The 13,224-nt window shown below is 59.9% G+C and carries 12 protein-coding genes and 1 other RNA gene; 8 read left to right on the top strand and 5 right to left on the bottom strand.

From position 1 onward, the window contains the following. Nucleotides 1-97: 97 nt before the first annotated feature. Nucleotides 98-769 (bottom strand): class I SAM-dependent methyltransferase, encoded by a 672-nt coding sequence (locus LVY75_25310; GenBank protein XAZ22114.1) that lies wholly within the window; start codon nt 767-769, stop codon nt 98-100. After that, on the bottom strand, nt 766-2,010 hold the full coding sequence (locus LVY75_25305) for a DUF3419 family protein (GenBank protein XAZ22113.1): 1,245 nt from the start codon (nt 2,008-2,010) through the stop codon (nt 766-768). Before LVY75_25305 ends, LVY75_25310 begins: the two co-directional genes overlap by 4 nt. Nucleotides 2,011-2,206: 196 nt before the next feature. On the opposite strand from LVY75_25305, the gene LVY75_25300 reads away from it, so the two are divergent. Next, on the top strand, nt 2,207-3,598 hold the full coding sequence (locus LVY75_25300; protein XAZ22112.1) for a beta-lactamase family protein: 1,392 nt from the start codon (nt 2,207-2,209) through the stop codon (nt 3,596-3,598). 37 nt (nt 3,599-3,635) lie between these two features. On the opposite strand, the gene LVY75_25295 is transcribed toward LVY75_25300, so the two are convergent. From LVY75_25295 to LVY75_25285, 3 genes are all read right to left on the bottom strand, one after another. Then, nucleotides 3,636-4,604: a transglycosylase SLT domain-containing protein gene (locus LVY75_25295; GenBank protein ID XAZ22111.1), complete on the bottom strand. Its 969-nt coding sequence runs from the start codon at nt 4,602-4,604 to the stop codon at nt 3,636-3,638. A gap of 321 nt (nt 4,605-4,925) precedes the next feature. After that, nucleotides 4,926-5,561 (bottom strand): LysE family translocator, encoded by a 636-nt coding sequence (locus LVY75_25290; protein ID XAZ22110.1) that lies wholly within the window; start codon nt 5,559-5,561, stop codon nt 4,926-4,928. Between the two features lie 57 nt (nt 5,562-5,618). Next, nucleotides 5,619-6,830: a pyrophosphate--fructose-6-phosphate 1-phosphotransferase gene (locus tag LVY75_25285; GenBank protein XAZ22109.1), complete on the bottom strand. Its 1,212-nt coding sequence runs from the start codon at nt 6,828-6,830 to the stop codon at nt 5,619-5,621. 429 nt (nt 6,831-7,259) lie between these two features. Here LVY75_25285 and LVY75_25280 point away from each other — a divergent pair, with 429 nt between their 5' ends. From LVY75_25280 to rsmH, 7 genes are all read left to right on the top strand, one after another. Beyond that, on the top strand, nt 7,260-7,967 hold the full coding sequence (locus LVY75_25280) for a DnaJ family molecular chaperone (GenBank protein XAZ22108.1): 708 nt from the start codon (nt 7,260-7,262) through the stop codon (nt 7,965-7,967). Further along, nucleotides 7,964-8,725 (top strand): N-acetylmuramoyl-L-alanine amidase, encoded by a 762-nt coding sequence (locus LVY75_25275; GenBank protein ID XAZ22107.1) that lies wholly within the window; start codon nt 7,964-7,966, stop codon nt 8,723-8,725. The genes LVY75_25280 and LVY75_25275 overlap by 4 nt, the downstream gene beginning before the upstream one ends. Before the next feature lie 263 nt (nt 8,726-8,988). Beyond that, nucleotides 8,989-9,606 (top strand): lytic transglycosylase domain-containing protein, encoded by a 618-nt coding sequence (locus LVY75_25270; GenBank protein XAZ22106.1) that lies wholly within the window; start codon nt 8,989-8,991, stop codon nt 9,604-9,606. A gap of 81 nt (nt 9,607-9,687) precedes the next feature. Next, nucleotides 9,688-10,863, top strand: a complete 1,176-nt coding sequence (locus tag LVY75_25265) for an FAD-dependent oxidoreductase (protein ID XAZ22105.1) — start codon at nt 9,688-9,690, stop codon at nt 10,861-10,863. A gap of 57 nt (nt 10,864-10,920) precedes the next feature. Beyond that, nucleotides 10,921-11,314, top strand: an RNA gene (gene rnpB / locus LVY75_25260) — RNase P RNA component class A. 429 nt (nt 11,315-11,743) lie between these two features. Next, nucleotides 11,744-12,181 carry a division/cell wall cluster transcriptional repressor MraZ gene (mraZ, locus tag LVY75_25255; protein ID XAZ22104.1) on the top strand — a complete coding sequence of 146 codons (438 nt, stop codon included), beginning with the start codon at nt 11,744-11,746 and terminating at the stop codon, nt 12,179-12,181. A gap of 17 nt (nt 12,182-12,198) precedes the next feature. Then, complete coding sequence (rsmH, locus tag LVY75_25250) at nt 12,199-13,224, top strand: 16S rRNA (cytosine(1402)-N(4))-methyltransferase RsmH (GenBank protein ID XAZ22103.1); 1,026 nt, start codon at nt 12,199-12,201, stop codon at nt 13,222-13,224.

Raw genomic sequence — 13,224 nt, 5'->3', positions numbered from 1 at the left:
TCTGCCCCACAGCCTGACCTTCGAATACACGCGCCCAGCAGAGGGTATAACCCTCTTTTCTAATATCAACGTAAAAAATTAGTTATTTACAAGCGAATTATGAGCGCTTGCTGATAATAGCGGCTCGCCACGCATAACCGCCGCCGATCCTATCGAACGACAATGTCGCGCTGTTTTCAGCTGCCTGCGCTTCCAGAACCTCGCGCAGATTGGAGCGCGGTGTGACGTGGAACTTGGCGAGCCATGCCTGCAGCAGGCGGCGGAACCAGGCAGGCAGGCCTTCCTGCTGGCCGAAATCGACGATGTGCAACTGGCCGCCGGGATTGAGCGCGGCGATCGACGCATCCACCGCGCGTTCCCAATCCGGGATCATCGACAGCGCGTAGGAAATCAGAATGCGGTCGAAACCGGCAGCGCCGAATTCGCGCGGCGTATAGGCCGTGGCATCCGCGACCCGGAAATCCGGTATCGTCGCCTTGGTGGCGAAGGTCTTGCGGGCGGAGATCAGCATTTCCTGGGAAATATCGAGACCGTAGAGCTTGGCCGTCGGAAAATGCTTGTGGGCGAGCGCCATGTTGCGACCGGTTCCGCAGCCGACTTCAAGCAGCGTGCCGCCCTGGGGAACGTCGAGGTTGCGGATCGTACGGTCGCGGCCGAGAAGATAGTATTTGCGGGTGAGATCGTAGAAATGGCGCTGGTAGCGATACATGCCGTCCATCAGGTCGGCATGTTCCTCGCTCTTGACGGTCATCTCGCTGACTTTGCTCACGCCTTCTTCCCGTAGATATGGAAGCCGCCGTAGATTGCCGAGCGGTCCTGGCTGGTCATTTCACGTGACTGCTCTTCGAAATAGTGCCACTGGTCGCGGATTACAGGGGCGAGGCGGCCTTCGATGATGCTCTTTTCGGCCGCCGTGCGGAAGATCACGCGGGCGCCGTCGCGGGCGGTGCGGGTAATCTCGCGCCAGACATCGTTGAGCTGCTGGTCGGTCATCCAGTCCTGTGCGTCGAGCAGGATGTAACGGTCGCGCGAGGCAGCGGGTTCGCCGGCCAGAAGCTCGGTGAAGCTTGCATGATGGACGTTGACGCGGTCGACATTGGCGCGGATCACGTCGTAATGCTCGGGCTTCAGATAGGTCGGGAGCGGGCCTTCCTCGCCATCCGCATAGCGGCGTGCGAAAGCCTGCCAGGCGAAGTAGTTGTCGCGCATGGGGAAATGGCAGGCGAGTTTTTCAAGGCGGTGCTTCAGAACCGGCGCGATGGAATTGTCGGCGGCAAGACTTGCCAGCTCGTCATATTGCTGCGGCGGAATGCCAAGGCCGAAAAGCGAGCTCTTGCGGTTGGTGATCCAGCGAACGATGGGCTTTTCGAAGAGGGGAGCGATCTGGTCGTCGAAGAACTGGCGCTGCTCGCGGATCGTACGGGCCTTGATCATTTCCTGCAGCTTTACGCCATGCAGTCGGGCAAGAAGGTGGGCGGCGCCGATGAAGCGGCCGAGCAGGCCGGTTTCATAGATGTTGCGATCGAAGACCGTGACGCGGCGGCGGCCGAACTTGCGGGTGTTCCAGTAGGCGCGCGTCGTATCGTCGAGATTGGATGACAGATAGCGGTCGAAAACCCGGCTGTTCGACTTCTCGTTCGGCATGGCCAGGAAACGGACGAGATCAGAATGGCCTGGCAGGTTCTTGAAGGCCGCAAGCTTCAGCCTGTTCAGCGCGATGTGGTGCGGATTGAGGTCGACAACGTCGATCGAAGCCGGCGCCTTGGAGAGGTAGGCCAGCATGTTGCAGCCGCCGGAACCGATCGTGACGATGCGGTGATTGGGCTTCAGGTCCATTGCCTGCATGTCGAGGTCCGGGTCTTCCCAGATCTGCGGATAGACGAGGCCCGAGAAGAGCATGCCGAAGAGACGCTCCGAGAAGCCGTCCTTGGAAAAAGCCTTGTGGCGGAGAAGCGCTGCCTTGAGTTTCCGGTTCTTGCGGAAGCCGGTATCCGGTGCAAATTCCGACATGAGTCTGTCACCTTTTTAGCGTTCAGGGCGTGTAACCCGCCTCTGCTACAGTTTGATGACGCGCCCTGTGGGCCAGGGTTTCAACGGCGCTCCGCGAAGACCTCAGCGAAAATTGAAGGCGATTGAAACACTTCTTTTCGCTTCGCCCTTTTCGCGGGGAGCGTTTCCTGCTTCTCTCCCTTCCGTGGAGGATTGCATGCGAGTTGTTCCGCGTATCTTCAAGGGCTTGGCCCTGCTCGTCATTCTCGTCGCCGTAGGCGCAGTCGCGTGGCTCTCCATAGCTCCGCCGGAACTCCTGAAGGTGGGTAATGGCTATGCCGCCAAGATCGTCTGCTCCAATGTCTTCATCGCGGGGCGCGATCCCGACACAGTTCTCCACGATGATGTCCAGGCACCAGGAAATCCGTTGCTCAGGCTGATGCGCGTCGAGATCGACCGCGACGGCGGGCGGGTGACTTCGCGTTTCATGGGCCTGTTTGCGCCAAGCTACGCGCTTTATCGCGGCGCTCTCGGCTGCACGAGTGTGCCTGACGGCAATTTCGATGCCGCCGCCAGAGCCGTGCCACTGGCGCCGGCGCTGCGGGCGGGGGCGAACGATGCATCATGGCCGGACGGTGAGGGTGTCGATCCTGCGACAGGCAATGCCAAGGTCGCCGCCCTTCTGGCCGATGCCGCGCTTGCCGGGCCTGCCATGCGGGCGATGGTCGTCATCCAGGATGGCCGCGTTATTGCCGAGAATTATGGGCCGGGTTTCGGCGTCGATACGCCGCTCATCGGCTGGTCGATGACGAAGACCGTGAATGCGGCGCTGATCGGCCGGCTGATGCTGTCAGGCAAGATCTCCTTCGATGACACACATCTCCTGCCGCAATGGGCGAGTGATTCGCGCGGAGACATCAAACTCTCCGACCTGCTCGGCATGGAAAGTGGGCTCGCCTTCAACGAAGATTATGGCGCCGTCGCCGATGTGACGCGCATGCTCTATCTCGACCCCGATATGGTTTCCCTGCCGGCGGGCGCACCTCTGGTGGCCGCGCCGGGTACGGATTTCCATTATTCCAGTGGAACGGCGGTGCTTCTGTCCCGTATCTGGATGGATAAGGTCGGTGATCCGCGGGCAGCCTTCGATTATCCCCGCGATGCGCTGTTTTCTCCGCTCGGCATGACGAGCGCGGTCTTCGAAGCCGATGAGCGCGGGACGTTTACCGGCAGTTCCTATATTTATGCCACGGCGCATGACTGGGCACGTTTCGGCCAGTTCCTGCTGCAGGACGGTGTGTGGAACGGACAGAGGCTTCTGCCGGAAGGCTTTGTTGCGACGATGCGGACACCGACAGCAAGTTCGGGGGGCAAATATACGCAAGGCCAGGCCTGGCTTGCCGGACCTGGCGGCGGCACGAGCGCGGAATTCGGCCTGCCTCAGGATACGTTCTGGCTGCAGGGGCATGACGGCCAGACGATGGCAATCGTTCCCTCGGCAAATCTCGTCTTCGTTCGCATGGGACTGACCCCGAGCTGGCTGCGCTACAGGCCGCAGATCGTGCTGAAGGAAATCCTCAATACGCTTCAGGCGGCGAAAGCCGGCTGAGGCCCGTCACAGACAGTCTGTATCAATTATTGGACGATCAGTAATTGCCCTGGGCGATGTCGGTCATGCCCTTGCGCTTGGCGTCATAATAGTAACCGCGGGCGTAAAGACGAACGGCGTCGTCTTCCTTCCTGTCGGCAACCTGCCAGGCGCCCTGCAGGTACTTGCCTGCATATTTGATATTGGTTTCGGCATCGAAAAGGCCGGCGGGATTACCGTCGTAACCCATCGACTTTGCGGTGTTGTACTTGATCTGCATGAGACCGAAGTAGCCGCGCTTGTTATAGGCCTTGGAATTGTAGCGGCTCTCGCGATGGACGACGCGGTGGAGCAGCGATTCCGGAATTGCGTAAAGCTTGGAATATTTGCTGATGAGCTTGCTGACGAGGCTCTTTTCGACGGTCGGAGCATCGTCGCCGTCGTCATCGCTGAACATCGGCGGAGCGGCCGGCGGATCGATCGGGCCGGATTCGTCAAAGCCGTAGTCCATGGCGAAGCGCGGCGTGGTATCGACGGCGGCAAGCGCTGCGAGCGCGCCGTTCTGCGGTGTCGTTGCAGCGAAGGCAAGCTGTGTGGAGGGGCTTGCGGGCGAGCCCGGACGCGGCGTCGGAATGACGGACTGGATTGCCGTCATCTCTGGTGTCAGCTGGATCGGAGCATAGCCATTGACGGCAACCTGCTGTACGCCGCTCTGCATGGCGAAATCGCCGGCCTGCTGCTGAACGGGGGAGACCACATTCGGCATGGCTGCTGCGGTCAGAACAGGTGCGGCAGTTGCTGCCTGCGGATTGAGCGTGGCGACGGCCGGAGCAGTTGCGCCTTCGGCAGTCGGGATAGCAGCCAGCGTTGCGTCTTCACCCGGCTTCGGCATGGGAATCACGGTCTGTGCGGCGGTCAGTTCCGCCTGAGAGGTATATTCAACGCTCGCGCATCCGGAAATGACGCCGCAGAGCATGGTCGAGACCACGAGACTGCGTTTCAGGCCGGAAAATCCGATCGCTACCATTCTCTCACTTTCGTGAATCGCGCCGCCCCGGCAGCGTCTTAAAAGTTATCAAATACCTTAAGCCCGGGGATAGCCATTAACCTATTCGTGGCTTTCCAGCAACCACGGAAAATTATTAGAGCCTTTCCCGGTCCGATTGCAGCATTCTGTTGGCTCAAACGGAGTTGGATGGTCGACCGGCAGGCGCGCGTCGTAGCCCAGATCTACGGCCAAGCCGGCCGGTCGATCAGGCGGCCCGATTCAGCCAACCCGAAGGGCCGGGCATCTTGCCCTGTCGAAAACCTGCTCCGGCAGAATGCTGCAATCTGACCGGGAAAGGCTCTAAGCTGCAATACGGCGATACCCGGCGGTTACGGCGCCTGCTGCGATGAGCAGAGTGCCGCCGGTGCGGTTAACAGCACGCTGCACGCTCGCCTTGCGAATCAGGCCGCGGGCGGCGTGAGCGGCAAGGGCGTAACAGGAGGCATTGATGGTGGCGAGCACGAGGAAGGTCGCTTCCATGATCAGCATCTGATCAAAGAAGGGAAGGGCAGGGTTGAGGAACTGCGGTACGAAGGCGACGAAGAAGACGATGCTCTTCGGATTCAGCGCCGTCACCACGTAGGCATGCAGGAAGATCCGCAAGGACTTTTCTTCCGGCAGGTTATCGTTGTCAGCGATGTGCTCGCCAATGATCGGTGCCCGCCAGAGCTTGATTCCGAGCCAGATGAGGTAGGCGCCGCCGACCCACTTCAGCACGGTAAACAGCGTCGCGGATGCGGCGAGCAGGGCGCCCAATCCGAAAAGCGATGCCGTCATGGCCGTGAAATCGCCGAGAGCCACGCCTGAAACGGTCGCCAGCGCCGTTTTCCGGCCATGACCAAGCGCATAGGAAACGACCAGAAGAATGGTCGGTCCCGGTATGGCCAGCATGATGGCGGATGCGGCTGCAAAAGCGAGCCAAGCTTCAAGCGACATGGAATCTCCTCCTATTCCTAGAGAACAAGCAAAGACATCATATTAGCCATCCGTCAATCATGCCCCGGTGTATTTTTGCCCGATCTGGTTCATTACTTCACCAAACCATGCAGTTGAAAGATCAAACGGCTTGCCACCCTTGATGCGGGGAAATTCTATTGTGCGCAACTTGCCGTTCTGCGCTTCATCATGGCCGGTTACACCCGAAATCTTGTTGAGGGCGCTTTCGACGGCGAGGTCGACCATGCTCTGGATCAGCCGCAGATCTTCGCCGTTTGCCGGTGCGGAGCGGGCGAAATAGCCGGATTTCTGGACGAGAGAGCGCTCGGCGTCGAGCAGGCTCGCGAACTGTTTCTGGAACCAGGCGCCGACATTGATCGTGTCGATCTTCACGTGGCCGAAGGCATCGCGCTTGACCGTCTCGCCCGCGGCTTCGCGCTCGGCGACGATGGCGTCGAGGCAGGCGCCTTCCGAAACGAAGACGGTGGCATGGCCGGTCCTGTCCATGATCTCCTTCAGGCGCGCGGCTTCGGCATCAAGGTCGAAGGCCATTTCCGGCAGGTAGACGGCGTCGATGCTCTTCATATGCGCGTTCATCATCAGGCCGTCGACATATTCGTTGCCCTTGGTGCGCTGCAGGTAGGCACGGGCGGTCGCAGCCGTCAGCCAGCCACAGTGGCGGCCCATGACCTCGTGGATGACGAGCGTGCGCGGTGCGGCGGTCTGTTCGTTGCTGACATTGTCGAAGAAATGGGCGCCGACTTCGGCCGCCGTCCAGGCGCCGAGCGACTGGCGGATCGGCACGACGTCGTTGTCGACGGTCTTCGGCAGGCCGACGACCGTCAGGTCATAGCCATTGGCCGAGAGATAGGCGGCGAGATCGGCGGCGGTCGTGTTGGTATCGTCGCCGCCGATCGTGTGCAGAATGGTGACGCCGTCATTGGCAAGACGTTCGGCGGCGACCCGCAGTGGATTTTCGCCTTCCTTGACAAGGCCACGCTTCACGCAGTCTGCAGCATTGGTGAGCTTCACGCGGCTGTTGCCGATCGGCGAACCGCCATAACGGTGCAGGAGCGGCGCCTTCTCCCGCATCTCCTTGGCGATCACAACGCTGTCGCCGAGCAGCACGCCCTGATAGCCGGACTTGTAGGCGATGAGTTCGATATCGGGTGCGATGTCGCTATAGCGCTCGATCAGGCCGCCGACGGCGGATGAGAGGCAGGGCGCCAGGCCTCCGGCGGTCAGCATTGCGACTTTCTGTTTGGCCATAGATCCCTCCTTTGGCGCCCGATGCGCGCGATTGCGGCGGCTCAAGTCTCTGTTTTACGCATGCCGGTATCGCAAACCGCTGCACGTTTTTGCGCGACATGCTTCCGGTAACGCATGGATGCGGCAGGGAAAGTGCCCTGTAAAGTAAAGAATTTACGAAAAACGGACCATTCTGCAGTGCAGGTGCCGGAACCGTCGATATAATCGGTTCAATGCCGGTCCACCTATCCATAAGTGTTGTGGAAATCGCCGGGCGTTGTGCGAATAATACAGAAAATAGCGGACACAGCGGATGGTCGCGGGATCAGCGACAATTACCGAATTGTGAAAACTGTTTTCAAACCTACGACCAATAGCCGCCTTGCAATGGCAACGATTATTTGGTCAAGGTGTTTCTTCTAGAACTTGCTGCATTGCGAGAAGATGACGATGTCTTTCTGGGAAAAACTGGTGAATGCCATTGGCAATACCGCGGGCAATGCGCTCTTTGCGGTGGTCGAGGCTATTCGAACAGTTTTCGAAGGCGATCCGGAGACGCGCCGCAAGGTCGCCTTTTCCGTAGCCGTCATCGCGCTTTCGGCCAAGATGGCAAAAGCCGATGGCATTGTCAGCGAAAAGGAAGTTCAGGCTTTCCGCGATATTTTCGAGTTTCCGCCGAGCGAAGCAAAGAATGTCGCGCGCCTCTATAATCTCGCCCGCCAGGACGTTGCCGGTTACGAAGCCTATGCGGCCAAGCTGTCGACGCTCTGCTCGACCTGCGCTGCCAATTGCCCGGTTCTGGAAGACGTGCTCGATGGCCTGTTCCATATTGCCAAGGCGGACGGGCTGATCCACGAGAATGAAATGTATTTCCTGCGCCATATCGCGGAAATCTTCCAGATGAGCGACGCCCGCTTCGATCAGATCGCCGCCCGCCACGTCTCCGATGGGCGCGACCCCTACAAGGTTCTCGGCGTTTCGCCGGCAGACGATTTCCCGACCATCCGCCGCCACTACCATGTGCTCGTCAGCGAGCATCATCCGGATCGGCTGATCTCGCGCGGCGTGCCGGAAGAGTTTCATGCGATTGCCAATGAACGGATGGCAGCGCTGAACGACGCTTATGCGGCGATCGAAAAGGAACGCCGCGCCGCATGACCTCATTCGAGGCCGATTACAGCCGAGCGCGCGTCCAGCCTTCGCCGAACCATGGCGAACGTGCCGATGGCCAAAAACCCGATATGATCCTGCTGCATTATACCGGCATGCCGAGCGCTGAAGGAGCGCTCGACTGGCTCTGTCGGGATGAAAGCCAGGTTTCCAGCCATTATTTCGTGCAGCCTGACGGTGAGGTCCTGCAACTCGTGCCGGAGAGCCGCCGCGCGTGGCATGCGGGCAAGAGCTTCTGGCACGGCGAGACGGATATCAATTCGCGGTCGATCGGCATCGAGATCGCCAATGCCGGCCATCCGGGCGGGCTTCCAGATTACCCGAATGAGCAGATTGCTGCCGTGATCGAATTATGTCGTGATTGCGGCGATCGCTGGTCAATCGTGCCTGAAAGGGTGCTTGGGCACTCCGATGTCGCCCCCGTTCGCAAGGTCGATCCCGGCGAAAAATTCCCCTGGCGCGAACTCTACGAGGCTGGCGTCGGCCATTGGGTGGAACCGGCCGCTATTACCGGCGGCCGCTTCTTCCAGCGCGGTGACCGCGGGCAACCGATCGAGGCGCTGCAATCCATGCTCTCGCTTTATGGTTACGGCACTGAGATCACGGGCGAATTCAGTGATAGGACGGCGGGTGACGTGGAGGCCTTCCAGCGGCATTTCCGCCCCGAACAGGTGGACGGAATCGCCGATTTCTCGACGATCGACACGCTGCATCGCCTGCTCTCGGCGCTGCCGCGTTACTCCTGATTTTTCACTGTTTCCAACATTACCGATTTTCCATGTTTGGGCGCGAAATTCGGACTGCCACATCATTTCCCTATTATCTCCTCATTGCGATGGTCTAAGGGCTTCCGCTAAGCGACGCCGATGGTTGTTCCCAAGCTAAATCGAAGGCGTCATGTGAAACGATAAGAATTGCTGCGAGGCCTGATCAGTTATTGGTCAGGAATACATCAGGACCGCGAGGCGCGCAGTCCGGTAATTCTTTGGGTCGGAGTGATCAAGACTACATGAGAAAACTGATTGTTGTTGCTGCAGCATGCGTTGGCATGGTGCTGGCAGGAAATAGCTTTGCCTTTGCGAATGACTGGGGTGTGCGGGCCGATGCGCCTGTGAAGAAAATCGAGCGTCCGCAGAAGACTGCGGAGCGCGTGCACGAGAAAGAACGCCCGCAGAAGACGGCGCAGCGCGTGCAGAAGAAAGCGCAGCGTCCGCTGAAGACGGTCGAGCGCCAGAGCGGCTATCCCGTCGCCGAAGTTTCCGGCGATTCCTATTCCGCACTGATCAGCAAATATGCCAATCAATATGATGTGCCGGTGGCTCTTGCGACTGCCGTCATCCGTGTCGAAAGCAATTTCAATCCGATGGCGCGCGGTACCCACGGCGAGATCGGCCTGATGCAGATCAAGCCGGCAACAGCCCGCATGATGGGCTATTCCGGCAGCGCCAAGGGCCTGTTCGATCCGGAAACCAACATCAAGTACGGCATGAAGTACCTGGCGGCCGCCCATGATCTCGGTGGTGGGCAGACCTGCAATACCATCCTCAAGTACAATGCCGGCCACGGCGCGACGCGCATGAACCCTGTCTCCAAATCCTATTGCGGCAAGGTTCTTGCGATGCTCTGAACCGCAGGCGCCCGTCTCTGACAGGAGCTTGATGCTTCACGGCGATTGCCATGCTATCGCTACCTCCAAAAGAGGTGAGATATGGCAGTCGACTTCAGGTTCATCGTTATCGGCCGCGGCATGATGGGTGCCGCGGCCGCAAAATATCTGGCCCGCCGGACCGACGGCGTTGCCGTCATCGGCCCGGATGAGCCTGAAGACCGCAAGGCGCATGAAGGCGTCTTCGCCAGTCACTATGACGAAGGCCGCATCACCCGCACCATCGATCCGGACCGCGACTGGGCCTTGCTCGCCAACCGCTCCATCGCCCGCTATGGCGAGATTGCCGAAGAAAGTGGCGTTGATTTCTATACGCAAGCCGGCTGCCTCGCTGTGGGGCCTCCGGCCAGCGATTATCTTGCCGCCACGCGACGGGCTGCAACCTCGCTCGGTGTCGACACGGCTTCTTTCGAGGAAGCCGGGCTGAGGAGGCAATTTCCCTACTTTGATTTTCCTGCCGGCAGCACCGGCATTTTCCAAGCAAAGGGCGCAGGCCATATCAGTCCGCGCAAGCTGGTAAAGGCGCAGTCGCTGCTCTTGGAAAAGGCAGGTGCGACTGTCATCCGCGATCACGCCACCTCGATCCGGGAGGAGGGTGGGGTGGCTGTCGTCACGACTGATGGCGGCGAGGTTTGGCGAGCCGAGAAAGTGCTGCTTGCGGCCGGTGGTTTTTCCATTTCGCAGAATCTCTTGCCGCAATCCGTTGATATGACGGTTTACGGGCGCACCGTGACCCTTTTCGAGGTGGCGGAAGAGGATGCACACCGCTTTGCCGGCATGCCGTCGCTAATCCTCGATGCACCCGGCATCGATATCTATCTGCTGCCGCCAATCCGTTACTCCGATGGCAAGATCTATCTGAAGATCGGTGGTGATCCGGACAATCTCGTGCTGAACAACGACAAGGACATGCGTGCCTGGTTCCGCACCGACGGGAGGGAGGTTGCCCGCGAACACTTCAAGAGCATTGTCGCACGCATATTGCCCGAACTCGAGGCGCGGTCCATTTCCAGTGCATCCTGCGTCGTCTCCTATACCAGGAGCCGCTACCCGATGATCGGCTATACCGCTTCGCCGCATATCGCTGTTCTGACCGGCTGCATGGGAACGTCAGCCAAGAGCTCCGACGAGATCGGCAGGCTGGGGGCCGAGCTCATTCTGGCAGGCGGAATCAAGGATCAGGGCTACGCCACGGATTTCGCACCTTATTTCCGTTAAGCCTGCCCCCGATATTTCGTTGGCTTTTGCGGGCTTCCTCGTTTAAGGGAGCCCCTGCCAGTTGGCCGGGCAGCCGCGCTTTACCAATGCCGAAAGGCGGTAGGGTGAGGAAAGTCCGGGCTCCACGGAAACACGGTGCCGGATAACGTCCGGCGAGGGCGACCTCAGGGAAAGTGCCACAGAAAGCAAACCGCCTGTCATGACAGGTAAGGGTGAAAGGGTGGGGTAAGAGCCCACCGCATCTCCGGCAACGGATATGGCACGGTAAACCCCACCGGGAGCAAAACCGAATAGGGATGACGCGGTTGGCGAAAGCCTTCCGGCCTGTTTCTGGGTCAGTCATCCGGGTGGGTTGCGTGAGGCAGCGTGCAAGCGCTGTCCCAGATGAATGGCTGCCACGTTCCGGTTCGCCGGAGCCATACAGAACCCGGCTTACAGGCCAACTGGCGATTAACACCGCGGCGTTTCCATTGCCGCAAAATCCGATTTCTTTCCTGACAAGTCATTGAAATGCCTGAAACCGAGGCGAGGTCTCACGGGTCTTGCGCGGCCGATTTTCTCGTTCGGCTGCGGTACTTCAGGCGGCGTCGGAGAATCGCTTTCCTAACCCTTTGTTAAACTTAACAGCTTATAAATGTTCGATACTGCGCCCACCTTAAAAGGGGCTCATCCCATTGACGCCCATATGGTCCCATGCTATCCCAAATGCGCACTGCATCAGGGCAATCATCTGCCCATTCATCGCAAAGCAAAGGCGCCTTCCGGACCGGAAGCGTCGGGAGGATCCTGGTTCTTCCGGCTTGCGAAGCTGTGCCTGACTTAAGGGGTTTCGGGCGGCAAAATGCTTTCCGGGCTCTTTCGGAAACGGATGTTTCGTGTCATGAGCCGCTTCCTTTCGAATGCGACCAACAGGATCGATACCAAGGGCCGGGTTTCTGTGCCGGCGGCGTTTCGTTCCGTGCTGGCGCAGCGCAATATCCCGGAGCTTTACTGCTTCCAGGATTTTGTGTTTCCGGCGATCAGCGTCGGCGGCCCGGATCTTCTGGAGAGGTTCGAGCGGCAGATTGCGGCGGAAGATCCGTTTTCGCCGGAGGCAAGCGAGATGTCGCTTCTCATTCATGGGGGCGGGGTCTTCATGAAGCTCGACGCCGAGGGGCGGTTGATGGTCACGGATTTCATTCGCGACTTCACCGGCGTTTCGGACGAGGTGACCTTCGTGGGTCGGGCGGATCACTTTCAGCTCTGGCAGCCGCAAGCATTCGCGGCCGCGCAGGCGCAGGCACGAGGGGAGCGCAAGCTGGCGGGCAAGCGTTCCTGAGAGGACGAGGGAACGGAATGGTGGCGAATCCTGGCGGAGGTTCAACTGAAGCCGGTGGCGGACCGGTTCGCCACATTCCGGTTCTTCTCAAGGAAGTGCTTGCGGCGCTGGAGCCTTCTTCCGGCAAGGTCATTCTTGACGGTACTTTTGGTGCGGGCGGATACACTTCCGCCATTCTTGGCGTCGGCGCCGATGTGATCGCGCTCGATCGCGACCCGACGGCGATTGCCGCGGGCCAGGCGCTTGTCTCGGCTCATGGCGGTCATCTCAAGCTCATCCATTCGCAGTTTTCGCAACTTGCCGATCATGCGCCGGAAGGTGGGCTCGACGGCGTGGTGCTCGATATCGGCGTTTCCTCCATGCAGATCGACGAGGCCGAGCGCGGCTTCTCCTTTCAAAAGAGCGGCCCGCTCGACATGCGCATGTCGGTTTCAGGCGTTTCTGCCGCCGATGTCGTCAATCGCGCCAAGGTCGCCGATCTCATCAGGATCTTCCATTATCTCGGCGAGGAAAGCCAGGCGCCGCGCATCGCCCATGCCATCGAGAAGCATCGCGCCGAGAAGCCCTTCGAGACGACGCGGGATCTCGCCGGCCTTATCGAGCTGGTGACGCCGCGCAAGATGAAGGACAAGATCCATCCGGCAACGCGCGTCTTTCAGGCGCTGCGCATCTTCGTCAATGACGAACTCGGCGAATTGGCGCAGGCACTGTTTGCCGCCGAGCGGGCTCTGAAGCCCGGCGGTCGTCTCGTTGTCGTCACGTTCCATTCGCTGGAAGACCGGGTCGTCAAGAAATTCTTCTCCGACCGGGCCGGCAAGGCCTCCGGCTCCCGCCACCTGCCCATTGCGCATGAGCGCGCCGCAACCTTCGAGCCGGTCGGCAAGCCGATGGTTTCTGCCAGCGAAGAGGAGGCCCAGGTCAATCCGCGCGCCCGTTCCGCCAAGCTGCGCGCCGGCCAGCGCACCAGCGCTCCCGCTGAAGCCGAAGACATGTCGCTCTTCGGATTCCCCAATCTTGCCAGCCTCGGAAAGCTTGGAGCTTGA

This window comes from Sinorhizobium sp. B11 (assembly GCA_039725955.1).
GTDB lineage: Bacteria > Pseudomonadota > Alphaproteobacteria > Rhizobiales > Rhizobiaceae > Rhizobium.
The sequence above is the reverse complement of the archived record's forward strand: the minus strand, read 5'-3'. Positions and strand labels throughout refer to the sequence as shown.

Coding starts and splice junctions, on each gene's coding strand:
- LVY75_25280 (XAZ22108.1), top strand. CDS start 7,260: ATGTCTTTCTGGGAAAAACTGGTGAATGCCATTGGCAATACCGCGGGC.
- LVY75_25305 (XAZ22113.1), bottom strand. CDS start 2,010: ATGTCGGAATTTGCACCGGATACCGGCTTCCGCAAGAACCGGAAACTC.
- rsmH (XAZ22103.1), top strand. CDS start 12,199: ATGGTGGCGAATCCTGGCGGAGGTTCAACTGAAGCCGGTGGCGGACCG.
- LVY75_25265 (XAZ22105.1), top strand. CDS start 9,688: ATGGCAGTCGACTTCAGGTTCATCGTTATCGGCCGCGGCATGATGGGT.
- LVY75_25290 (XAZ22110.1), bottom strand. CDS start 5,561: ATGTCGCTTGAAGCTTGGCTCGCTTTTGCAGCCGCATCCGCCATCATG.
- mraZ (XAZ22104.1), top strand. CDS start 11,744: ATGAGCCGCTTCCTTTCGAATGCGACCAACAGGATCGATACCAAGGGC.
- LVY75_25285 (XAZ22109.1), bottom strand. CDS start 6,830: ATGGCCAAACAGAAAGTCGCAATGCTGACCGCCGGAGGCCTGGCGCCC.
- LVY75_25300 (XAZ22112.1), top strand. CDS start 2,207: ATGCGAGTTGTTCCGCGTATCTTCAAGGGCTTGGCCCTGCTCGTCATT.
- LVY75_25270 (XAZ22106.1), top strand. CDS start 8,989: ATGAGAAAACTGATTGTTGTTGCTGCAGCATGCGTTGGCATGGTGCTG.
- LVY75_25295 (XAZ22111.1), bottom strand. CDS start 4,604: ATGGTAGCGATCGGATTTTCCGGCCTGAAACGCAGTCTCGTGGTCTCG.
- LVY75_25275 (XAZ22107.1), top strand. CDS start 7,964: ATGACCTCATTCGAGGCCGATTACAGCCGAGCGCGCGTCCAGCCTTCG.